Source organism: Xanthobacter wiegelii (assembly GCF_043193855.2).
Lineage (GTDB): Bacteria > Pseudomonadota > Alphaproteobacteria > Rhizobiales > Xanthobacteraceae > Xanthobacter > Xanthobacter flavus_A.
This window is the reverse complement of the sequence record NZ_CM195529.1, coordinates 2,976,763-2,998,789: the sequence shown is the minus strand read 5'-3', so window position 1 is coordinate 2,998,789 and position 22,027 is coordinate 2,976,763. Positions and strand designations below refer to the sequence as shown.

General features: G+C 68.5%; 16 protein-coding genes and 2 tRNA genes. 14 read left to right on the top strand and 4 right to left on the bottom strand.

Annotated elements, in window-relative coordinates:
- Positions 1 to 276: 276 nt before the first annotated feature.
- The 6 genes from lon (at position 277) to V5F63_RS13855 (ending at position 6,834) form a co-directional block, all read left to right on the top strand.
- A complete protein-coding gene (gene lon / locus V5F63_RS13880) occupies positions 277 to 2,697 on the top strand; it encodes an endopeptidase La (RefSeq protein ID WP_209483047.1) in 2,421 nt (806 codons plus the stop codon).
- A gap of 323 nt (positions 2,698 to 3,020) precedes the next feature.
- Positions 3,021 to 3,299: an HU family DNA-binding protein gene (locus V5F63_RS13875; RefSeq protein ID WP_024278722.1), complete on the top strand. Its 279-nt coding sequence runs from the start codon at positions 3,021 to 3,023 to the stop codon at positions 3,297 to 3,299.
- Positions 3,300 to 3,753: 454 nt separating this feature from the next.
- Positions 3,754 to 3,829, top strand: a tRNA-Val gene (locus tag V5F63_RS13870).
- A gap of 266 nt (positions 3,830 to 4,095) precedes the next feature.
- Positions 4,096 to 4,172, top strand: a tRNA-Asp gene (locus tag V5F63_RS13865).
- Positions 4,173 to 4,294: 122 nt separating this feature from the next.
- The gene (locus tag V5F63_RS13860) at positions 4,295 to 5,938 is read left to right on the top strand and encodes a B12-binding domain-containing radical SAM protein (RefSeq protein WP_394102342.1); all 1,644 of its coding nucleotides are present in this window, start codon (positions 4,295 to 4,297) and stop codon (positions 5,936 to 5,938) included.
- Between the two features lie 101 nt (positions 5,939 to 6,039).
- A complete protein-coding gene (locus tag V5F63_RS13855) occupies positions 6,040 to 6,834 on the top strand; it encodes an SGNH/GDSL hydrolase family protein (RefSeq protein WP_394102343.1) in 795 nt (264 codons plus the stop codon).
- Positions 6,835 to 6,874: 40 nt separating this feature from the next.
- Here the strand turns inward: V5F63_RS13855 and V5F63_RS13850 are convergent, their stop codons facing one another.
- Positions 6,875 to 7,534, bottom strand: coding sequence for an alpha/beta hydrolase (locus V5F63_RS13850; RefSeq protein WP_394102344.1), 660 nt, complete (start codon positions 7,532 to 7,534; stop codon positions 6,875 to 6,877).
- A 64-nt stretch (positions 7,535 to 7,598) separates the two neighbouring features.
- Positions 7,599 to 8,531, bottom strand: a complete 933-nt coding sequence (locus V5F63_RS13845; RefSeq protein ID WP_394102345.1) for a ring-cleaving dioxygenase — start codon at positions 8,529 to 8,531, stop codon at positions 7,599 to 7,601.
- 430 nt (positions 8,532 to 8,961) lie between these two features.
- On the opposite strand from V5F63_RS13845, the gene V5F63_RS13840 reads away from it, so the two are divergent.
- Positions 8,962 to 10,272 (top strand): tetratricopeptide repeat protein, encoded by a 1,311-nt coding sequence (locus tag V5F63_RS13840; protein ID WP_209483037.1) that lies wholly within the window; start codon positions 8,962 to 8,964, stop codon positions 10,270 to 10,272.
- Between the two features lie 13 nt (positions 10,273 to 10,285).
- Positions 10,286 to 11,296: a FecR family protein gene (locus V5F63_RS13835; RefSeq protein ID WP_394102346.1), complete on the top strand. Its 1,011-nt coding sequence runs from the start codon at positions 10,286 to 10,288 to the stop codon at positions 11,294 to 11,296.
- Positions 11,297 to 11,302: 6 nt separating this feature from the next.
- Here the strand turns inward: V5F63_RS13835 and V5F63_RS13830 are convergent, their stop codons facing one another.
- On the bottom strand, positions 11,303 to 12,481 hold the full coding sequence (locus V5F63_RS13830) for a hypothetical protein (protein WP_394102347.1): 1,179 nt from the start codon (positions 12,479 to 12,481) through the stop codon (positions 11,303 to 11,305).
- A gap of 248 nt (positions 12,482 to 12,729) precedes the next feature.
- Between V5F63_RS13830 and V5F63_RS13825 the strand changes: the two genes are divergently transcribed.
- The 6 genes from V5F63_RS13825 to V5F63_RS13800 all read left to right on the top strand — a co-directional run bounded on the left by V5F63_RS13825 (position 12,730) and on the right by V5F63_RS13800 (position 19,898).
- Positions 12,730 to 13,737, top strand: coding sequence for an ABC transporter substrate-binding protein (locus tag V5F63_RS13825; protein ID WP_209483031.1), 1,008 nt, complete (start codon positions 12,730 to 12,732; stop codon positions 13,735 to 13,737).
- 203 nt (positions 13,738 to 13,940) lie between these two features.
- Positions 13,941 to 14,723 carry an ABC transporter ATP-binding protein gene (locus tag V5F63_RS13820; RefSeq protein WP_209483029.1) on the top strand — a complete coding sequence of 261 codons (783 nt, stop codon included), beginning with the start codon at positions 13,941 to 13,943 and terminating at the stop codon, positions 14,721 to 14,723.
- A 1-nt stretch (position 14,724) separates the two neighbouring features.
- The gene (locus tag V5F63_RS13815; RefSeq protein WP_394029646.1) at positions 14,725 to 15,495 is read left to right on the top strand and encodes an ABC transporter permease; all 771 of its coding nucleotides are present in this window, start codon (positions 14,725 to 14,727) and stop codon (positions 15,493 to 15,495) included.
- 4 nt (positions 15,496 to 15,499) lie between these two features.
- Positions 15,500 to 16,915, top strand: coding sequence for a xanthine dehydrogenase small subunit (xdhA, locus tag V5F63_RS13810; RefSeq protein WP_394102348.1), 1,416 nt, complete (start codon positions 15,500 to 15,502; stop codon positions 16,913 to 16,915).
- Complete coding sequence (gene xdhB, locus V5F63_RS13805) at positions 16,912 to 19,197, top strand: xanthine dehydrogenase molybdopterin binding subunit (protein ID WP_394102349.1); 2,286 nt, start codon at positions 16,912 to 16,914, stop codon at positions 19,195 to 19,197. Before xdhA ends, xdhB begins: the two co-directional genes overlap by 4 nt.
- A 140-nt stretch (positions 19,198 to 19,337) precedes the next feature.
- Positions 19,338 to 19,898 carry an invasion associated locus B family protein gene (locus tag V5F63_RS13800; RefSeq protein ID WP_209483021.1) on the top strand — a complete coding sequence of 187 codons (561 nt, stop codon included), beginning with the start codon at positions 19,338 to 19,340 and terminating at the stop codon, positions 19,896 to 19,898.
- A gap of 95 nt (positions 19,899 to 19,993) precedes the next feature.
- On the opposite strand, the gene V5F63_RS13795 is transcribed toward V5F63_RS13800, so the two are convergent.
- Complete coding sequence (locus V5F63_RS13795) at positions 19,994 to 21,910, bottom strand: AsmA family protein (RefSeq protein ID WP_394102350.1); 1,917 nt, start codon at positions 21,908 to 21,910, stop codon at positions 19,994 to 19,996.
- Positions 21,911 to 22,027: the final 117 nt, after the last annotated feature.

Here is a 22,027-nt window from a genome sequence, read left to right as displayed (position 1 = left end):
GACGGCCGGAGCCGTGGCGCCGGTCCGCCCTCTTCTCCGGGCATTCGCCTGCCAGGGCGGATCCCCCAAAGAGGTCAATGGTGTGCCCTTGAAACGGGCAGGTTGCGTGTCCATCTACTTTTCGAAAGTTCCGGTCTCGGGGGTCGGACCTCGTGCCTCCTGCGGCGAAAGCCGCTTCAGCATTGAAAATCCACACCCGTCTCCGGCCGCGTGCACGCGCGGCAACGCAGTTCTGCGCCCAAATCCAGCGCGTGCACTTCTTGAAAGGATTGCGTCATGACGAGCCAGAAGCCGCGCCCGCCGCTCGTTGCCGGAGTGTCCCAGACCTTCCCGGTCCTGCCGCTTCGCGACATCGTGGTGTTTCCCCACATGATCGTTCCCCTGTTCGTGGGTCGCGAAAAGTCCATTCGCGCCCTCGAAGAGGTGATGCGCGGCGATACCTACATCCTGCTCGCGACCCAGGAGAATGCGTCGGATGACGATCCGGCCCCCGATGCCATTTTCTCGGTGGGCACGCTCGCGACCGTGCTGCAACTGCTGAAGCTGCCCGACGGCACCGTGAAGGTGCTGGTCGAGGGCGTCAGCCGCGCCCAGGTGACCCGCTATACCGATCGGACCGACCTCTACGAGGCCGAGGCCATCACGCTCGACGACGAGGTCGGTGACCGCGTCGAGGGCGAGGCGCTCGCGCGCTCGGTGGTCACCGAGTTCGAGAACTACGTGAAGCTCAACAAGAAGGTGTCGCCCGAGGTGGTCGGCGTCGTCAGCCAGATCGACGACCATTCCAAGCTCGCCGACACGGTCGCCTCGCATCTCGCGGTGAAGATCCCCGAGAAGCAGGGCGTGCTCGAGACCCTGAAGGTGTCCGATCGCCTGGAGAAGGTGCTCGGCCTGATGGAGAGCGAGATCTCCGTGCTCCAGGTGGAGAAGCGCATCCGGACCCGCGTGAAGCGGCAGATGGAGAAGACCCAGCGCGAGTACTACCTGAACGAGCAGATGAAGGCGATCCAGAAGGAGCTGGGCGACGAGGACGGCAAGGACGACCTGCAGGAGCTGGAGGACCGCATCAAGCGGACCAAGCTCACCAAGGAAGCCCGCGAGAAGGCGACGCACGAGCTGAAGAAGCTCCGCCAGATGTCGCCCATGTCGGCGGAAGCCACGGTCGTGCGGAACTATCTCGACTGGCTGCTGTCGATCCCGTGGGGCATCAAGAGCAAGGTCAAGAAGGACCTCAACTACGCCCAGGAGATTCTCGACAGCGATCATTACGGCCTCGACAAGGTCAAGGAGCGCATCGTCGAGTATCTGGCCGTGCAGAGCCGTGCCAACAAGCTCACCGGGCCCATCCTGTGCCTCGTCGGCCCGCCCGGCGTCGGCAAGACCTCGCTCGGCAAGTCCATCGCCAAGGCGACGGGCCGTGAGTTCGTGCGCGTGGCCCTCGGCGGCGTGCGCGACGAGGCGGAGATCCGTGGCCACCGGCGGACCTACATCGGCTCCATGCCGGGCAAGGTCATCCAGTCCATGCGCAAGGCGAAGAAGTCGAACCCGCTCTTCCTGCTGGACGAGATCGACAAGATGGGCGCCGATTTCCGCGGCGATCCGTCCTCGGCTTTGCTCGAGGTGCTCGACCCCGAGCAGAACCACACTTTCAACGACCACTATCTGGAGGTGGACTACGACCTTTCGAACGTCATGTTCGTGACCACGGCGAACACGCTGAACATCCCGCCGGCCCTTCTGGACCGCATGGAGGTGATCCGCATCGCCGGCTACACGGAAGACGAGAAGGTGGAGATCGCGCGCAAGCACCTGATCCCCAACTCGCTCCAGAAGCACGGCATGACCGAGAAGGAGTGGACCATCGACAACGAGGCCCTGCTCACCCTCATCCGGCGCTACACGCGGGAAGCGGGCGTGCGCAACCTCGAGCGCGAGATCTCCACCCTCGCCCGCAAGGCGGTGAAGGAGCTGATGCTCTCCAAGAAGAAGTCGGTGAAGGTCACGGGCAAGAACCTCGAGGACTTCCTCGGCGCCCCGCGCTTCCGCTACGGCGAGGTGGAGACCGAGGACCAGGTGGGCGTCGTCACCGGCCTCGCCTGGACCGAGGTGGGCGGCGAACTGCTGACCATCGAAGGCCTCATGATGCCCGGCAAGGGCAAGATGACGGTCACAGGCAACCTGCGTGACGTGATGAAGGAGAGCATCTCCGCAGCCGCATCCTATGTGCGCTCGCGGGCGGTGGACTTCGGCATCGAGCCGCCCCTGTTCGAGCGGCGCGACATCCACGTGCACGTTCCCGAGGGGGCGACCCCGAAGGACGGTCCCTCGGCCGGCGTCGCCATGGCAACCGCCATCGTGTCGGTGATCACCGGCATCCCCGTCCGTCGCGACGTGGCGATGACCGGCGAGATCACCCTGCGCGGCCGGGTGCTGCCCATCGGCGGCCTCAAGGAAAAGCTCCTTGCGGCTCTGCGCGGCGGCATCAAGAAGGTGCTGATCCCCGAGGAGAACGCCAAGGACCTGGCGGACATCCCGGCCAACGTGAAGAACGCGCTGGAGATCGTGCCTGTGTCGCGCATGGACGAGGTGCTGGCCAACGCGCTGGTTCGCCCGCCCGAGCCCATCACCTGGGAAGAGCGGCCGGTGAACAACCCGCCGGTTGCCGACGAGGACAACGCGGGCGTGGTCGCCCACTGACGAAAACCAGGCCGGATTGTCCGCAACCCGGCCTGTATCAACAGTTTCTGAACATTTTTAGAGGGCGTGTCGCCGCTATCTCCGGACCTTCGGGGAGCGTGGTGCACGCCCTAAATCTTTTCAATGACTTAGCAGAGCCCGCGGGACGCTCCCTCCGCTCGCTCGCTCCTTTGCTGTTCGCAGGCGCACAGCGCAAAATCGTGCATTGGTGCGGGTTTGGCGCCGATCTCGCTTGCAAAAGCCTTATTTTCCGTGATGCTCGCGCCGTTCGTTCGGGGCTCGCCCTGCACGATTCGCGTTCTGACAACGGAAGGAAAGGTCAGATGACCACCAAGAACGAACTGATCGCCGCCGTGGCCGAAGAGGCGAAGCTGACGAAGACCGCTGCGGCTGCGGCTGTGGACGCGACCTTCGACATCATCGCCAAGGCGCTCAAGGATGGCGAGGAAGTCAAGCTGATCGGTTTCGGCAGCTTCTCCGTGGTGACGCGCGCTGCCCGTGAAGGCCGCAACCCGCGCACCGGCAAGCCGGTGAAGATCAAGGCTTCCAAGGCGCCGAAGTTCACCCCCGGCAAGGGCCTCAAGGAAGCCGTGAACGACTGATCGGGCCTTGCGGCCCGGACGCACGCTGCGCCGGCCGCGATCGCCGCTCCATGTGCCTCTCCGGACGGATGTCCGGCGGGCTATCCGGACGCTCCCGGCCCGGCCGTACCGGGCGGAGCGTCCCCGATCCGGCAAGCTACATTGCCGCCTGGCTGCATTGCCGCCTGTCGGAAGACGCATCAAGCAGGTCGTGCCCTTCGCGCTTCCCGGTGTGGCACCCGCTTTCCAGAGACGGATCAAGCCCGCAGCGCCCCGTAAACGCACCCGTCGTGCGACGGGTCCATGGCGCGCGGTTTCTCCCTCAAGACTTCGCGCGGGGAATTGGACCCGACATTCGCACGTTGCGGGATCCCTCCCGATAACGGCCGGCCCCACGCCATGCCGCCCATCAGGATGCCTGCCCTTGCCGCTGGGGCCGGAGCGGATTATAGCGCGCAAAGGTCCTGCGACGACCGGGCGGTTAGCTCAGTTGGTAGAGCATCTCGTTTACACCGAGAGGGTCGGCGGTTCGAGCCCGTCACCGCCCACCATTTCCAGCCCCACCGCTTTCCTTCGTGACCCTGATGATTCCGGCCGCGGCGCAAGCCTCCCCTGACGGTGACAGGTGCGCCCTTGCGGCGTCCTCGGCGTGTCGGAATCCCCATCTCCGCGCCTGCCGCAAAGCGTTGCGGTTGCGCGGTTTTGCGGAGCCTGTGGACAACTTCCCGGCAAAAAATGCGCGGCTTGCTTGACTTGGGCGGAGGGGTGCCGTACCACGCCGCTCTCCTCGGCGGTCGGCAAGACCTGCCGCCGGTTCGGGGGTGTAGCTCAGTTGGTTAGAGCGCCGGCCTGTCACGCCGGAGGTCGCGGGTTCGAGCCCCGTCACTCCCGCCACTTCGATCTTCTCCCATATCCGACCGAATAGACCGCGCACGCATGGGTGCCGCTGCGTTGCGTCGTTGCAATGACATTGCTGCGCAACCATCCTAGGATCGCGGGGATTCACGGGAGGGGCGATGTCGGGCGTCCGGGTGCTGCTTCTCTATCCGCGGTTCGCGCAGGCGAGCTTCTGGCGCAATCTGGAGCTGGCGCGGCTCAAAGGCGCCCGCTGCATGGCTCCGCCTCTGGGACTGATCACCGTCGCCGCGCTGCTGCCCGCCCACTGGGAGGCGCGGCTGTGCGATCTGAATGCCCGCCCGCTGGACCCGGCCGACCTCGCATGGGCGGACGTTGTTTTCGTGAGCGGCATGCTGCCCCAGCGCCAGGAGGCGCTGGCCGCCGTCGCCGCCATGAAGGCGGCGGGCAAGGTCGTGGTGGTCGGCGGGCCGGATGTGTCGTCCAGCCCCGAAGCCTATGAGGCAGCCGATTTCCGTGTTCTCGGCGAGGCGGAGGCCACGCTCTCCGCTTTCGTGGCGGCCTGGGAGCGGGGCGAGCGCAGCGGCCTCATCGCCGCGCCGGACGAGCGGCCGGACGTGACCCGGACGCCGGTGCCGCGCTTCGATCTGCTCCACCTGCCGGACTATCTGTTCGTGGGCGTGCAGTTTTCCCGCGGCTGCCCGTTCACCTGCGAGTTCTGCGACATCATCGAGCTGTATGGCCGGGTGCCGCGGACCAAGACCACCGAGCAGATGCTCGCGGAGCTCGATGCCCTTTACGCGCTCGGCTACCGGGGCCATGTGGATTTCGTCGACGACAATCTGATCGGCAACAAGAAGGCGGTGAAGGCTTTCCTGCCGCATCTCATCGCGTGGCAGCACGCGCACGGTCACCCGTTCCACTTCTCCACCGAGGCCTCGCTCAACCTCGCGGACGATCCGGCGTTGCTGGATCAGATGGCGGCGGCCGGATTTTATCTCGTGTTCGTGGGCATCGAGAGCCCCGATCCCGAGGTGCTGCGCTCCACCCAGAAGAAGCAGAACACCCGGCGCGACATCGCCGCCAGCGTCCACCGCATCTATGCCGCGGGTATCGTGGTCATCGCCGGCTTCATCGTCGGCTTCGACAATGAAGCCCCCGACGCGGCGGACGCCATGGCGGAGTTGATCGAGGAGGCCGCGATCCCGGTGGTGTCGCTGGGCCTCCTTTATGCGCTTCCCGACACCCAGCTCTCGCGCCGGCTGGAGCGGGAAGGGCGGATGTTCCCGCTGCGGGAGGAGGATTTCCGCAATGGCGACCAGACCAGCGCCGGGCTCAATTTCGCGACCCTGGAGCCACGGGTCGACGTGCTGCGGCGCTATCGCGAGGTCTATGCTCGGGTCTACGCGCCACGCGCCTTCTTCGGCCGTATCCGCCGGCTGTCGGAACTCGTCGGCCGTCAGGAGGGTGCGGTCAAATCTCCCGAGCCGCCTCCGCCACCGACCCCCATCGACATCAGGCAACTCGTCGCCGATCTCGGGCGGTTGTTCGGCGTGCTCGCCACGGTCACCTGGCGCCATCCGCGCACGGCGGTGCATGTCTGGCCGGTGGTGCTGCGCGGGATGAAGCGGCTGGACAGGCTGGAGCAGTTGCTCTCGCTGGCGCTGTTCTACATGCACCTCGGGCCATTCTCGCGGAAAGTGGTGCGCGATATCTCCCAGCAGATGGCCGAGATCGAAGCCGGCGCGTGGGTGGATCCCCGCGCGGCGCAGCCGACGCAAACCCCGCTGCGCGCCGCAGAATAGCCCGACGTTCCAAGCATTCAGGTTGACGCCGGCCTTCCCTTGGGTTCAATCCGGGGCGCGCTCCGGACTGGTCGGCGCTGTCCTCATACTTCGGTCTTGCCATGCGCCGTCTTCGCCGTTTCGCCCTGCCCCTGATTGCCGTGGCGTTGTCCGTGCTCAGCCCCGCCGCCGCGTCGGCGGCCAGCGGCTGCACCGCGCGCCCGTCTCCGGCCCTGTCCATGCCGGCCGGCGTGAAGGCGCTGAAGGACGGCCAGCCGCTGCGCATCCTGGCCATCGGCTCGTCCACCACCGCCGGCGCGGGCGCATCGAGTTCGGACCAGACCTATCCGAGCCAGCTGGCCCGCCGTCTGGCGACGCTCATGGGCGAGGGGCGCGTCACGGTGATGAATGCCGGCGTCTCGGGCGAGACCGGCCCGTCCACCCTCGCGCGCCTGGAGGCGCTGGTGAAGGCGCAACCCGCGCCGCATCTGGTGATCTGGCAGGTGGGCACCAACGATGTCATCTTCGGCGGCGATCCCACCCGGCTGCGCGCGATCGTCACGCAAGGCCTCTCGGCCATCGCGGCCGCGGGCGCGGCGGCGATCGTGATCGACCAGCAGTATTTCCCCGGCATCACCGATGTCGCGCGCTACGAGAGCTTTGTGGACGCGGTGGATTCCACGACGGTCGGGCGTGGCGTGCCGCTCCTGCGCCGTTACGCCATGATGAAGCAGTGGGCCGCGCAGGATCCGCAGGGCTTCCGCAAGACGCTCGCGTGGGACAGCTTCCACATGAATGACGCCGGCTATACCTGCCTTGCGGACGCGCTTGCGCCGGCCATCGTCGCCGCCTCGCGGGTCAGCGGCGGAAACGCCGCCATGGCGACCCCGGCCGCCCCTGCGAAGCCGGCGCGCTGAGCATCGCGCCCGGCGCGCCGGCCCTCGTTTCGTCCGGGTATCAGGCGGCCGGGGCGGTCCGCGCAAGCCAGTCGCGCATGGCGGACATGTCCACGGGCATCAGGCCGTGACCGCCCGGCAGCACACGATGCTCCACGCGGGCGCCGCGCGCGCCGAGCTGGGCCGCGAGGCGGGCCGCGTTCGCCGCCGGCACGATCGGATCGGCGGAACCCGAGAGCAGCAGCACCGGCGTTCCGGCGATAGAGCCGGCAGGCGGGTTCGCGAGCGGCACCATGGCCCGCAGCAGCGCCGCGCCGGAGAGCGCGTCCGGACGCAGCATCAGCATCGCCGCGGCGATATTCGCGCCGTTGGAGAAGCCCACCGCCACGGGGGCAGCCAGACCATAGGCGGCGCGGGCCTCGCCGATGAAATCGGCCAGCTCGTTGGCGCGCCGCACCACGTCCTCCTCGTCGAAGACGCCTTCCGCCAGCCGGCGGAAGAAGCGGGGCATGCCGCCTTCGCTGATCTTGCCGCGCGGCGACAGCAGGGCCGCGCCAGGCGACAGCATCCGGCCGAGGGGGAGAAGATCGTTCTCGTCGCCGCCGGTGCCGTGGAGCAGCAAGAGCGGCGCGGCAGACGGATCGGTGGCCGGAACGAAACGGTGGGTGAAGGAAAGGGGACCCCGCGCGGTGGCGGCGGGGCCCAGGGGCAGGGCGGTCATTGAAGTATTCCTTGCGGCCCGGCCGCGGGAACGGCCGGGCGATGATGGGGGGTCGGGCCTTTGCTCAGGCGACCTGCGGGAGAACCCGCTCGATCTCGGCGCGGTGCGCCTCGTACTGGGCCGGCAGCTTCAGCGCCTCGCCGAGATGCTCGGGCGCCTCGTCCACGGCGAAGCCAGGATCGTCGGTGGCGATCTCGAACAGGACGCCGCCGGGCTCGCGGAAGTAGACGGAGCGGAAGTAGTTCCGGTCCCGCTGCTCGGTGACATGGCGGCCGTGGCGGGCCGTCAGCTTCTCCACCATCTCGGCCTGTTCCGCGTCGTCGGCGGCGCGGAAGGCGATGTGGTGGACGCTGCCGCGTCCCTGCCGGCCGGAGAGGAAGCCGCCGGCCTCGCGGATGTCCACGATGCCACCGACCGCAACCCCCGGCGCCCGGTAGCGGATGCGGGTGCCCTCGCGACCGGCCTCTTCGAAGCCGAACACGTCGGTGAGGATGTCCGCGGTGGCGCCGGCCTCCTTCAGGAGGAGGGTCACGGAATGCATACCGCGAATGGCGTGCGCCTCCGGCACCTCGCCGCCGCCCCAGGCGGGCTCGGCCTCGATGCCGGGGACGCCGACGAGGGCGATGCGCATCCCGTCCGGGTCCTTGAAGGCGATCACGGTCTCACCGAAGCGCTTCTCCGGCAGGTCCGGTGAAAGGCCGGCGGTGACGAGCCGCTCCGTCCAGTAGCTCACGGCGGCCTCCGGGATACGGAACGCGGTCTCCTGCGTCTCGCCCACGCCCGCCCGGCCGATGCCGGCGGATTCCCAGGGGAAGAAGGTGAGGATGGAGCCCGGCGAGCCGGCGGCATCGCCGAAATAGAAGTGATAGGTGCCGGGATCGTCGAAATTGACGGTCTTCTTCACCAGCCGCAGCCCGAGGGTGCGGGTGTAGAAGTCGAGATTGCGGCGGGCCGGGCCGGCGATGGCGGTCACGTGATGAAGTCCGATGCTGCGCATGGTCTGCTCCTGATCCTCTGGGCGGCACCCCGGCCGCCGTTGAGACCAATCTATGCAAACAATTCCCGATTAAAAGTTCTTACTTATTGCATTGGCGCAATGTCAGAATGCGGCACGCGTTGGTTGGCGGAGGCCATGCCGTTGCGAAATGAGAGCGAAACACGGGTGGGCGGTATGATCGTGGCGTCTTGCGGCGGCGCCTGTGACAAAAATGCTTTTCTCTCCCGGAAATACGCATGAATCCTTGGCTTGTGCAGCCACCTGGAATCCCCTTCCGACACACGCAATGGTAAAGATCGCTCCACGGGCAAGGGGCGGGGCCTTGCCAGCAAGAGCCGGATGGTCAGGCATGCTGGTAAAGCGGTACATTACTCGGGCGTCTCGCTCGGGCAGGGGTGGTTTGTGCGCGTGGGCGTGCAGGCGCGGAATCGTGCTGACTGTGGCGCTGGGCGCGCTGTCGGCGCCGGCGCTGGCAGCGCAGCAGACCGCGCTGGCGGACTCCGATCCGGAATTCAACACTCTTTTCGACCAGTCCCTGAAGCGTCCGGCGGACGTGGAACTGGCCTTCCGGCTCGCGCGGCGCGCGGTGGAGGTGGGTGACTACGAAGCCGCCATCGGCGTCTACGAGCGCATCCTCTTCTACAATCCCAGGCTGGTGCGGGTGCGCCTGGAACTGGCGCGGCTTTACTACCGGCTCGGTGCGTATGAATCCGCACGCGCCTATTTCGAGCCCATCGCCCAGTCGCCGGAGCTGTCGGGGCAAGAGCGGGACAACATCGCCGCCTATCTGGTGGAGATCGACCGCCGCCTCGCCACCAGCCAGTGGAGCTTCTACGGACAGGTGGGCGTGCGCTACCAGTCCAACGCCAATTACGGTCCCTCCAGCCGCCTCGTGATCGGCCAGGATGTGGGCGCCCTCCTGCCGCCGAGCGCCGCTGCGCAGGCGGATGGCAATGCCTTCGCCCTCGCCTCCATCCGCCATGTCTACGACTTCGGCAACCAGCGCGGCGATGTCTGGGAAACCAACCTCAATCTGTATTATTCACAGCAGTTCCAGCTGCAGCAGCTGAACCTCGGCTTCGCCGAGTTCAACACCGGCCCGCGCTTCGCGCTGGCGCCGGATGCGCTGCCGGGCTCCTCCATCCGCGCCTATGTGCTCGCCGGCGGCGTGACGCTGGGCGGGGACGGCTATCTCGGCACCTACGGCGCGGGCGCCTCGCTCTATCTGCCGTTCAGCGCCTGGTTCGGGCTCGAGCCGTTCGTGGAGATCCGCCAGCGCGACTACCAGTCCTCGCGGGATTATCCCACCGCCTCCTTCCAGAGCGGCGACATGTGGACGGTGGGCGGCAACGCCTTCGGCCGCATCACCGACGACTGGCGCTGGCGCGCGCGCCTCTCCTACAACGATGCCTCCGGCGAACTGCCCTGGCTCTCCTACAACACCTTCGCGGTGGACCTTGCGGCGCCGTTCGAGTTCCAGGGCCTGTGGGGTGTGAGACGCTGGATCGCTATCCCGAGCGTCGGCTACTCGCGCTACAGCTACGACGCGCCCAATCCGTTCATCTCCAAATTCATCACCGAGCAGGACAACCAGTATCGGGTCGGCCTCGCGCTTGACGTGCCGATCCACGAGCAGTGGGGGCTGCTGACCCAGGTCCAGTACAGCTGGTCCACCTCGACGCTGCCGAACTATGCGTTCGACAATTTCAGCGTTTCCATCGGCCCGAACGTGCGGTTCTGAGGAGCAACGCATCATGCCCATCAGCACCCCCGCCCGCCTCCTGGCCCGTCTCCTGGCGTCCGTCGCCTCCCTCGCCATCGTGGCCGCCACCGGCCCCGCCCTCGCGCAGAACAGCGTCGGCACGGCCGCGGCGGTCAACCCGCGCTCCACCGGCAATGCCGGCTCGGGCGTCCGCACGCTGGAGCTTGGCGCCAGCATCATCCACCGCGAGCGCATCGAGACCAGCTCCGCCGGCAGCGTGCAGGTCCTGTTCGTGGACAAGACCACGCTGAACATCGGCCCCAACTCGAACCTCGTCATCGATGAGTTCGTCTACGATCCCAACGCCAAGGCCGGCTCCATGGCGCTCACCCTCACCAAGGGTGCGGCGCGCTTCGTCGGCGGCAACGCCAGCCACACGGGCGGGGCCGAGGTGAAGACGCCGGTGGCGACCATCGGCATCCGCGGCGGCGTCGCGGCCGTCATCCACCGCGACGGCGAGACCCAGGCCATCCTCCAGTTCGGCACCCTCACCGTGGTGGGGCCGGGCGGGGAGACGATCGTGGTCCGCCGCCCCGGTTTCATGGTCACCGTCGGGCGCGGCGGCATGACGGGTCCGGTGCGCGTGTCGCAGGCCCAGATCGATGCGGTGATCGCCCAGACCCGCAGCCAGACAGGCCAGAACGGCGGGCGGCCCGGCCCCATTCCGGACATCACCGGCCTCGACCGGGGCTCCAGCCACCCGTGCGGCGTGCCGGTGCAGGGCCAGACCACCATGGACCTCGCCGCGGCCACGTGCCGTTCGGTGAACACGCAGCTCCAGGGCGAGGCGGACACCATCGCCCAACAGGCCTCCCAGCAGAACCAGAGCAACGTCGTCATCCCCATCACCCCGCCGCCCTATGGCTACGGCAGCGGCGGTGGGTTCCCCGGCGGCTATGGCGGTGGCGGCGGCTTTCCGGGCTTCCCCAACCTGCCGACCTTCCCCGGCTTCCCCGGTGGCGGTGGTGGTGGCGGCGGCGGCGGCGGACCCATCGGCTACTGAGCGAGCTTAAAGGAGCGCGCGGCAGCGCTCCGTCAGCGCGTCCAACGGATCGCGGGCGGCGAGTTCCGCCCGGTGCATCCTGCCCGCCGCCGCTGCGACCAGCGCCATGTCCCCGTCTTCCAGCGCTGCCAGCACCGGCTCCAGCGCGATCCGCGCATTGGGATGGAACAGGGGGAAGTTGCGGCTGAGCCCGGCGGCGGCGAGTGCCTCGCCGTTCAGCCAATGCTCCACATGCACCGAGAAGGTGACCTGCGGCACGCCTGCCGCGAGCGCATCCGCTGCCACGCCGGCGCTGCCCTGGTGGATGAGCAGGCGGCTTCGGGCCATGGCCTCCGCCATGGAAACCGGTCGCCCATGCACCGTTGCCCCCGCAGCCGACAGTGGCGCGAGCCATGACGGATCGACCCCCGGCACGTAGATCTCCAGCCGCGGGGCCAGAGCCATCAGCACGGCGGCCACGTCCGGGCGCGAGGCCACGTCGGTGTGGATATAGGCAAAGATGGTACGGGTACCGGGCGAGGTCTCGCGCATCGTCTCGGCCATCACCGGCCCCTCCGCCTGCCGGCTGCGGAGGTCGGCATACGGGTCGAGCAACTGAAAGCTGCGCACGAAGGCGTCGTCGCCGGTGAACAGGGCGCCGATGCGATCGATGGGGGCAAGCCCGGTCTGTGCCAGCGCGGTGTTGACCGCCGCGACGACCTCGTCATCGGTGTGCTGGGACGGCATGAAATCGTGGAAGACTGGCATGGCTTCCAGGTCGGCAGGCGGCAGGCAATAGGCCGTGCTCGCCTGCATCACCGGGCAGCGCCCGCGCGCGGCGAGGCCGGCGAGGGGGGCATAGTCGCAGACCATCAGGTCCGGCCGCTCGGCGTCGAGCATATCGAGCCAGGCGCGCAGCACCGGCCGCACGCTGTCCGGATCGCGCAGGCCGACGCGGGCGAGGCTATCCGTCAGGGTGGCGGAGGCGGGGATGTGATCGCCCGGACGCGGGGCGGGGGCGGGCCATGGCGGCGCCTGGATGAGGCGGATGCCGGCCTCGATCAGAGGCCCGGCGTTCTGCAGGTGGCGCACGGCCGCCACAACCTCGACGCCGGCATCAGCGAGCCGCCGGCCGAGGCGTGCCAGCTGGATGGTGTGGCCGAAGCCCGCGCCCTGCTCCCAGGTGAGCAGTACCCGCCGCGTCATCGCCGCTCCTTTGATTGACCGCTGATGGAGTGGCCCAAGCCGCGGCGCCTGTCCAGCAGCGGTGGCGGGCAAGCCCGCATGCTAATTATATAAGCAACACGCCCATCTTGAGGGCAGCCGCTGAGTGCCTCATCGTGCGGCAATCGGCGATCCCAGCCGATGCGGGCGCACTCGGCCTGCCGCAGCGGTGTCTCGGGCCGCTGGCATGGCCGTTGCAGTCCACCGCAGCGAAACCGAGGAGCCTTTTCATGAGCCTGATGCGTTCCGTTTTCGCCGCGGTCCTCGCCACCCTGGCGGCGGCGCCGGCGCTGGCCGAGACCGACGTGAAATTCGCGCTCGACTGGAAGTTCGAGGGGCCGTCCGCCCCCTATTTCGTGGCGCTGGACAAGGGCTACTACAAGGCCGAGGGGCTCAACGTGACCATCGACAGCGGTCCCGGCTCGGTGGCCGGCATCGCGCGCGTGGCGGCGGGCACCTATCCCATCGGCTTCTTCGACATCAATTCGCTGATGAAGTTCCGCGACCAGAACCCGGACAAGAAGGTCGTCGCCGTCCAGATGGTCTATGACGAGCCGCCCTTCGCCATCGTCAGCCTGAAGAAGACCGGCATCGCCAAGCCCAAGGATCTTGAAGGCAAGATCCTCGGCGCGCCGGCACCGGATGGCGCCTTCGCCCAGTGGAAGGCCTTCGTGAAGGAGAACGGCATCGACGCCGAGAAGGTGAAGATCGAGAACATCGGCTTCCCCGTGCGTGAGCCCATGCTGGCCGACGGCAAGGTGGACGCCATCACCGGCTTCTCCTTCTCCTCCTTCTTCAACCTGCGCCAGAAGGGCGTGCCGGCGGACGACATCGCGGTGATGCTCATGTCCAAGCACGGCCTCGTGCTCTACGGCAACGCCATCATGGTGAACCCCGACTTCGCCAAGGCCCATCCCGAGGTGGTGAAGGGCTTCGTGAAGGCGACCATCAAGGGCATCATCGACACGGCCAAGGACCCCAAGGGCGCCATCAAGTCGGTCATGAAGCGCAACGAGACGGCTGACGAGGCCATCGAGCTGGCCCGCCTCGAAATGGCGCTGAAGGACAACATCGTCACCGACTGGGTGAAGGCCAACGGCACCGGCGACGTGGACCCGGCGCGGCTGGCGAAGTCCATCGAACAGGTAGGCATCACCTACGACTTCAAGGCCAAGCCCACGGCGGCGGACATCTTCACCAGCGAGTTCCTGCCGCCCGCGAGCGCGCGGAAGATGTGAGGCCATCTCGTACCCCGGACGCATGCAGCGTGAGCGGAATGCGAGCCGGGGTCCAGCGCAAGGGTGCGCCGAAGGCGGCCTGAATCGAGGCAGCCGGGGCGATCGCCGGCTTCGCCGACCTTTCTCCTGGACCCCGGATCTGCGCTCCACCTGTGGTGTCGCTTGTCCGGGGAACGGTCGACGCAGAACCGAAAGGCCTTCCCGTGATCGTCCTCGACAATGTGACCCTCACCTATCCCGGCCGCACCGGCCCGGTGACGGCACTGGCCGGCACCACGCTCACCGTGCGCAAGGGCGAGTTCGCGGCGGTGGTGGGGCCGTCGGGCTGCGGCAAGTCCACGCTGATGAAGCTTGTCACCGGCCTTATCCGGCCAACCTCCGGCACCGTCTCCATTGACGGCAAGGAGGTGAAGGGGCCGGTGAAGGTGGCGGGCATGGCCTTCCAGCACGCCAATCTCCTGCCGTGGCGCACCGTGCTGCAGAACGTGATGCTGCCGCTGGAGATTGTCGAGCCCTACCGCCGCCGCTTCTCCCGCGACAAGGCCGCGTTTCAGGACAAGGCCATGGCGCTGCTCAACGTGGTGGGCCTTGGCGCCTTCGCCGATCGTTTCCCGTGGGAGATGTCCGGCGGCATGCAGCAGCGCGCCTCGCTCTGCCGCTCGCTCATCCACCAGCCGGCGCTGCTGATGCTGGACGAGCCCTTCGCCGCGCTGGACGCCTTCACGCGAGAAGAGCTGTGGTGCGTGCTGCGCGATCTCTGGCAGGAGTTCGGCTTCACCGTCATCCTCGTCACCCACGACCTGCGCGAGGCGGCCTTCCTCGCCGACACCATCCATGTGATGAGCGCGCGCCCCGGCCGCATCGTGGAGACGCGGCAGGTGCCGTTCCCCCGGCCGCGCGATCTCGATGTCTGCTATCGGTCCGAATTCACGGAACTGGTGCACGAACTGCGCAACAAGATCGCCGAAGTGCGGCAGGCGGCGTGACATGAAAATCTCAAACGAAGACCTCGCCCCCGTCTATTTCACCGTTGCGCTGTTCGTGATCTGGGAGGCGGCCTGCCGACTGTTCAGGATCGATACATTCATCCTGCCCGCGCCCACCGAGATTTTCGCCGCGATGGTGAAATACTGGTGGCCGCTCCTGAAGAACTCCTTTGTCACGCTCTGGACCACCATGGCGGGCTTCGCCATCGCGGTGGTGTTCGGCATTGCGCTGGGCGTGGTGGTCGGCTGGTCGCGCACCATCTATCGCGGGCTCTATCCGGTGATGATCGGCTTCAACTCGGTGCCGAAGGTGGCGGTGGTGCCCATCCTCATCATGTGGTTCGGCATCGGCGAGGTGCCGGCGATCCTCACCGCCTTCCTCATCTCCTTCTTCCCCATCGTGGTGAACGTGGCCACCGGCCTTGCCACCACCGAGCCGGAGCTGGAGGACGTGCTGCGCGCGCTCGGTGCCTCCAAGCTCGACATCATGCGCAAGGTTGGCATTCCCCGCACCGGGCCCTATCTCTTCGGGGCGCTCAAGGTGGGCATCACCCTCGCCTTCGTGGGTGCGGTGGTGTCCGAGACCATCGGCGCCAATGCGGGGGTGGGCCATCTCATGGTGCAGGCGGGCTCCAACTTCCAGATGCCGCTGGTGTTCGCCGGCCTCATCTCCCTCGCCATCCAGGGCATCCTCATGTACGCGATCTTCGCCGTGTTCGAGCGGCGGATGGTGGCCTGGGCCTTCCGCTCATCCCAGAGCGCGGGAGGCTGAGGGCGTGGCCATCGCCTTCCTGCTGAACGGCGAGCGGATCGAGGCGGCGGCCGCCGCCCCCTCCATGACGGTGCTGGACTTCCTGCGCACGCGCCAGCGCCTCACCGGAACCAAGGAAGGCTGCGCGGAGGGCGATTGCGGCGCCTGCACCATCGCCATCGGTCAAGGGGTGGGCGGGGCGCAACGCTGGCAGGTCGCCAACTCCTGCATCCTGCTTCTGTCCCAGATCGACGGCGCCGAGGTGAAGACGGTGGAGGGGCTCGGCGGCTCCGCCGGGCTCCATCCGGCTCAGACAGTGCTGGCCGAGAGCGACGGCACCCAGTGCGGCTTCTGCACGCCGGGCATCGTCATGTCGCTTTATGCGCTCACGCAGGGTCGGGCGGACGATGCGTTGGTGAGCGATAGCGACATCCACGAGGCGCTGGCGGGCAATCTCTGCCGCTGCACCGGCTATCGCCCCATCGTCGATGCCGCCCGGGCGCTCTGCGCCGCGCCGCCGGTGGTGGAGCCTGAGAGCCTCCCGCCGATTGCCGGCACGCGCATCTCGGCACAGGGGGAACTGCATCTCGTGCCGCAGACCCTCGCCGAACTGGTGGCGCTGCGCTCCGCCTATCCGGACGCGGTGCTGATCGCCGGCGCTACCGACCTCGGCCTCATCCCCGCCAAGAAGCGGCGCGGCTTCCGCCTCGCCATCTCCACCCGCCGCGTGGCAGAGCTGAAGCGGATCGGATGGGAGGGCGACCACCTCGTCCTCGGTGCCGCCGTGACCTATGCGGAGGGGCTGGAGACGGTGGAGGCGGCGTTCCCGGCGTTCGGCGCCCTCATCCGCCGCATCGGCTCGCGGCAGATCCGGACCATGGGCACCTTCGGCGGCAATCTCGGCACCGCCTCGCCGGTCGGCGACACGCTGCCGGTGCTGCTGGCACTCGATGCGGAGGTGGAACTGGCCGGGCCCGCCGGGGCGCGCCGCATGAAGATTGCCGATTTTCTCATCGGCTATCGCCAGACGGCGCTGGCGCCGGACCAGGTGATCGTCGCGATCCGCCTCCCCCGCCTCGCCGAGGGAGAGCAGCTCTTCGCCTGGAAACTCTCGCGCCGGTTCGATCAGGACATCTCCACCTTGCTCGGCGCCTTCCGCCTGCGGGTGGACGGCGGCCGCGTTACGGATCTGGCCGCAGCCTTCGGCGGCATGGCCGAGCGGGCGAAGCGTGCCCCCGCTCTGGAAGCGCTCCTCACGGGCGCGCCATGGGCTGATGCGCCGCCCGAAGGCATCGAAGCCGCGCTGGCCGCTGACTTCGCGCCCCTCTCCGATCACCGCGCCAGCGCCGCCTATCGCGCCAGCGCCGCCGCCAATCTGGTCCGACGCCTGCACCTCGCCACCACGCGCCCCGGCGTGCCGCTGGAGCTGGAGGCGCTATGACCCGCGCCGTCCATGTCCCCGCCCGCCACGAAAGCGCCAACGCCCATGTGAGCGGCCGTGCCGTCTATCTGGACGACATGCCGGAGCCGCCCGGCCTGCTCCACGCCGCATTGGTGCTGAGCCCCCATGCGCGCGCCCGCATCGTCGCCATCGATCTTTCCGCCGCCCGCGCGCTGCCCGGCGTGGTGGCGGTGGCCGCCGGCGACATTCCCGGCACCAACGACATCGCCCCCATCCGCACCAATGAGCCGCTGCTGGCGGCGGGCGAGGTGGAGTATGTCGGCCACCCCGTCGCTGCTGTCGCCGCGCCGACCCTCGATGCGGCCCGCGCTGCCGCCGCGCTGGTGCGGGTGGCGTATGAGCCGCTGCCCGCGCTCCTTGATCTGGATGCAGCCTATGAGGCCGGCGCCCGCGTCGGGCCGGATCAGCAGGTGGGGCGGGGCGATGTTGCGACCGCCCTCGCCACGGCTCCCTTGCGCCTCTCCGGTGAAGTGCGCTGCGGCGGGCAGGATCATTTCTATCTGGAAGGGCAGATCGCCATCGCCATCCCCGGCGAGGACCGGGATATGCTCGTCCATTCCTCCACCCAGCACCCCACCGAGGCGCAGCACGGCGTCGCGCATGTGCTGGGCCTGCCGTTCGCGGCCGTGACGGTGGAGGTGCGCCGCATGGGCGGAGCGTTCGGCGGCAAGGAGAGCCAGGCCACCATCATCGCCGCCATCGCCGCGCTGCTCGCCCACCACGCCGGAAAACCGGTGAAGCTGCGTCTGCCGCGCGAAGTGGACATGGAGGCCACCGGCAAGCGCCATCCCTTCCGCGTTCGCTGGGCGGCGGGCTTCGATGCGGAGGGCCGCATCGCCGGCCTCGACATGGAATTCGCCGCCGATTGCGGCAATGTGGCGGACCTCTCGCCCGCCGTCGTCTCGCGCGCCCTGTGCCACGCGGACAATTGCTATTTCATCCCGGCGACCCGCTTTCGCGGCGTGCTGGTGAAGACAAACACCGTTTCCAACACCGCCTTCCGCGGCTTCGGCGCGCCTCAGGGCATGCTCGCCATCGAGGCGGTGATGGACGAGATCGCCCGTCACCTCGGCAAGCCGATCGAAGAGGTGCGCGCCGCCAACCAGTATGGCGACGCCCCGCGCAACATCACGCCCTATGGCCAGGAGGTGGAGGACAGCCTGATCGAGGAGGCCATGGCCCACCTCGACGCCAAAGCGGACCTTGCGGCGTGGCGGGCGGAAATCGACGCCTTCAATGCGCAGAGCCCGGTGATCCGCAAGGGCCTCGCCACCATGCCCATAAAGTTTGGCGTGTCGTTCAACCTGACGACGCTGAACCAGGCCGGGGCGCTGGTGCATGTCTACACGGACGGCTCGGTCCACCTGAACCACGGCGGCACCGAGATGGGGCAGGGGCTGTTCGTGAAGGTGGCGCAGGTGGTGGCGGACGCCTTTGGCATCCCGCTCGACCATGTGCGCGTGTCGGCCACCAGCACCGCCAAGGTGCCCAACACCTCGCCCACGGCGGCCTCCTCAGGCTCCGACCTCAACGGCATGGCAGCGCTGATCGCGGCGAAGGAGATTCGCGGGCGCATGGCCGGGGTGGTGGCGGCGCATTTCGGCGCGGCGGTGGAGGAGGTGGTGTTCGCGGAGGGCCGTGTGGCGGTGGGCAACCGCAGCCTCTCCTTCGGCGAGGCGGCGCATCTGGCGTGGCAGCAGCGCGTGCCGCTTTCCGCCACAGGCTTCTACAAGACGCCGAAGATCCACTTCGACATGGCGAAATCGGAAGGCCGGCCCTTCTATTATTACACTTATGGCGCCGCCGCCGCCGAGGTGGCGGTGGATACGCTCTCCGGCGCCGTCCGTGTGCTGAGGGCCGAGATCGTCGGGGATTGCGGGCGCTCGCTGAACCCGGCCATCGACATCGGCCAGATCGAGGGCGCCTTCGTGCAGGGCATGGGCTGGCTCACCTGCGAGGAGCTGAAGTGGGATGCCCAAGGCCGCCTCGCCACACGCGGCCCTTCCACCTACAAGATCCCCGGATCGCGCGACGTGCCGCCGGTGCTGAACGTCCATCTGCTCGACAGGCCGAACGCGGAGGAGACGGTGCTGCGCTCCAAGGCGGTGGGCGAGCCGCCGCTGATGCTCGCCATTTCCGTCTGGCTCGCGATCCGCGACACCATAGCCGGGCTGCCGGGCCAGGGGCCGGTGGCGCTCGAGGCCCCCGCGACGCCCGAGCGCGTGCTCCGCGCGGTTGCAGCGCGGCGTGCCGGAAGCTGAACACCACCGTCCCAGCCGCCATTCCCCTGTGTCAGCGGGCGGAAGCACCGCGATTTGCGTTGCCTGACAGGGGCGGTGTCGGATATGTCCCGGCGACGGCGCCACTGCGGGGCGCGGGCGTGATTGAGAGGACGTACAAGATGGCGCTTACCGGTCTCATCCCCTCCTTCCGTCTCTCGCTCCTGTCCGCCGTGGTCGCCGCATCGGCCTTCGCGCTGCCCGCCGCCGCCCAGACGGCCGCCGCGCCGGCGCCTGCCGCGGCCCCCGCCGCCGACCCGACCGAGACCCATTCGGTTCACGACGACTGGACCGTCCGCTGCAAGGGCAAGGACGAAAAGCGCGCCTGCGAGGCGGTGCAGACGCTGCAGACCCCCGATCTCGCGCACATCCTCGCCCATATCGCGGTGCGGGCCGAGAAGGACGGGCTGGTGCGCCTCATCGTCCTCACCCCGCCGGGCGTGTGGCTGCCGTCCAACGTCGCGCTGAAAGTCGGTGGCGTCGCCGACGTGGTGCTGACCTTCAAGCGGTGCGGCCAGCATTGCGTCGCCTCCGCCGAGCTGACGAAGGATCAGCTCGCCGCGCTCAAGGCCAGCTCCGGCAAGGGCGACATCGTGTTCGAGGACGGCTCGCGCCGCCCGGTCATCCTGCCCTTGTCGTTCAAGGGCCTGGGCGCCGCCATGCAGGCCAGCCTCAAGGGCTGACCTTCCGCGCAACGCCGATCGGACAGATAAAAGGCCGGTGCCAGTGCGCCGGCCTTTTTCGTTGCGGCTTCCCAATTCGAGCTGCGCGAGCAGCCTCAGTTCGCCGGCGCCTGCTGCCGATCATCGGTCGGCGCCGCGCCGCCATCCATGGCCCGCTCTGCGCCTGCGGCCGCACGGGCCTTCACGGCTTCGAGCAGCGGGAGAGCGGCGCCGGAGCGCTCGATGAGGCTGAGCGGGTCGGCCATGATGCTGGGCTCGTCCCACGGTCCCCGAACGCTGAACGGCAGGTCGATGGCACCGGTCTTGGCGCCTTTGGCGGCCGGAAGCGCCGCGTGGCCGGCAAGGTCCAGCGAGCGTTGGGCGATGGAGAGGGAGCCGGTCATCTCGATCTGCGCGCGCGGACCGCGCATGGCGAGTTCTTCCACGGTGCCAACGCCGTCGCTGATGGCGATGCGCCCGTTGAGATCGGCGAAGGCGGTGCGACCGCCCCGCCAGTCGCTGCCGGCGGAGAGGGGCCTGCGCTCGATCCTCTGAAGAAGCTGCGCGACGTCGAAGCCGTTCAGATAGCCGTTGGCTGCGGTCAGCACTGCGCTGCCCTGGAGGTTCGTGGCGATGTCCTGGATGCTCCGTCCGGCACCCGTTACATCCACCTGAAACGTGCCGGTGCCCTCGATGCGGCGGAAGCCGCCGATGTCGTCGAGGGCGCGGGCAAGCTCCACGTCATTCGCTTCCGCTTCGAGCTGCAGTTCGGCCCCCGATGGGCGGCGGGCGATGGCAGCGGGGTCGGGCGCGGTGGGCGCGAGGGTCAGGGAGGCGCGCAGCAGGCCGCCCCAGCCATGGGCCTCGCCGATGGCGAGCACCAGCCGGCCGCCCGAGAGCACGGCGCTGGCGGCGACGGTGGAGAGCGCGGTGTCGCCAACGTCCACCCGCGCCGCCGAGAGCCGCAGGTCGAGGTCGCAGGCGCCGAGGGCGGAGAGATTGAGCGGTCCCCGGTCCCAGCCCTGCCTGTCTCCGCCGGTCAGACGCATGGTCCCGTAGGGCGCGAGGGTGATGCGATCGGCCGCGAAGGTGCCCTGGATCAGCGGCCTTGGGCCGGAAACCTTCACCAGCAGTCCGCCGTCACCCCGGTTGCCATCGAGATCGAGGCTCGCCTCGGTCAGCGCGACCTCGCCCTGCTCCAGCTTCAGGCGCGAGGCGAGCGAGAAGGGACCGAAGCCGCTGCGGGTGGGGGCCTCCATGCCGGCCCAGTCGAACAGGTCGCGCAGCGAATCGGCATCCGCCGTCACGGCGCCGTCCATTGTGGGCGCCTTGCCCAGCGCGGCGCGGCCGTGGAATCGGGCCCTGGCGCCGTCTGTCCCAACGGTCGCGCGCATTGGCGCCAGCGTACCGGCCATGAAAGCGGTGATGTCGTCGATGAACAGGGTGGCGTTGACCGGCTGCTCGCGCCAGTCGAACTGCACGGCGACGGCGATGCCAGCGCTGTCCAATACCCGGTCGAGGCTGGCTGTGATGCCGCTCACCAGCTCGCGGGTCAGTCCGCTGCTTGAACGCCATGCGATCGTGCCATCGACGATGCGCAGCTCCGGCCGGTCGGTCGCGGCGAGTACCGGCGCGATGCCGAGAGCGGGCGCCATGCCCTCGCCGGTGAGGACCAGGGTGGGATGCTCCACGATCACGTCGTTCACCACCACACGGCCGGCCAGGAGCTGCAGCAGGTCGAGGCGGGTCACCACATTCTCGGCGTCGAGCGACTGGCCGGCGGGCAGGGGAAAGCTGACCTTGCCGAGCACCACACGGGGGGAGGGGAGCAGGCGGATCGACGGCTCGCCGAGAATCTCCACCTTCTGTCCGGTCGAGCCGGCGAGCGCGTGGGCCGCCACCCGGCGCAACTCGGCGGCCGGTACCAGCAGCGGCACGACCGCCATGGCGACGAGCAGCATCGCCGCGCCCGCGCCGAGCACGGAAGCGGCGATCAGCCCGGCCCGGCGGGTGTTCTTGCCGACACGCAGCATGAAGATACAGAGGTCTCCGAGGGAGCAGGCGGGGCGATGCGCGCGACGCCTGAGGCCACGTTGGATCGTGGCCGCACCTTTAGCGGCCTCTGTGTCGCTTTGATGGCCTGAGGGGCG

Excerpts from the sequence above, each read along its gene's own strand:
- V5F63_RS13800 (WP_209483021.1), top strand. The coding sequence starts at position 19,338 with ATGGCGCTTACCGGTCTCATCCCCTCCTTCCGTCTCTCGCTCCTGTCC.
- V5F63_RS13845 (WP_394102345.1), bottom strand. The coding sequence starts at position 8,531 with ATGCGCAGCATCGGACTTCATCACGTGACCGCCATCGCCGGCCCGGCC.
- lon (WP_209483047.1), top strand. The coding sequence starts at position 277 with ATGACGAGCCAGAAGCCGCGCCCGCCGCTCGTTGCCGGAGTGTCCCAG.
- V5F63_RS13875 (WP_024278722.1), top strand. The coding sequence starts at position 3,021 with ATGACCACCAAGAACGAACTGATCGCCGCCGTGGCCGAAGAGGCGAAG.
- V5F63_RS13835 (WP_394102346.1), top strand. The coding sequence starts at position 10,286 with ATGCCCATCAGCACCCCCGCCCGCCTCCTGGCCCGTCTCCTGGCGTCC.
- V5F63_RS13855 (WP_394102343.1), top strand. The coding sequence starts at position 6,040 with ATGCGCCGTCTTCGCCGTTTCGCCCTGCCCCTGATTGCCGTGGCGTTG.
- V5F63_RS13795 (WP_394102350.1), bottom strand. The coding sequence starts at position 21,910 with ATGCTGCGTGTCGGCAAGAACACCCGCCGGGCCGGGCTGATCGCCGCT.
- V5F63_RS13815 (WP_394029646.1), top strand. The coding sequence starts at position 14,725 with ATGAAAATCTCAAACGAAGACCTCGCCCCCGTCTATTTCACCGTTGCG.
- V5F63_RS13860 (WP_394102342.1), top strand. The coding sequence starts at position 4,295 with ATGTCGGGCGTCCGGGTGCTGCTTCTCTATCCGCGGTTCGCGCAGGCG.
- V5F63_RS13830 (WP_394102347.1), bottom strand. The coding sequence starts at position 12,481 with ATGACGCGGCGGGTACTGCTCACCTGGGAGCAGGGCGCGGGCTTCGGC.
- V5F63_RS13850 (WP_394102344.1), bottom strand. The coding sequence starts at position 7,534 with ATGACCGCCCTGCCCCTGGGCCCCGCCGCCACCGCGCGGGGTCCCCTT.
- xdhB (WP_394102349.1), top strand. The coding sequence starts at position 16,912 with ATGACCCGCGCCGTCCATGTCCCCGCCCGCCACGAAAGCGCCAACGCC.
- V5F63_RS13825 (WP_209483031.1), top strand. The coding sequence starts at position 12,730 with ATGAGCCTGATGCGTTCCGTTTTCGCCGCGGTCCTCGCCACCCTGGCG.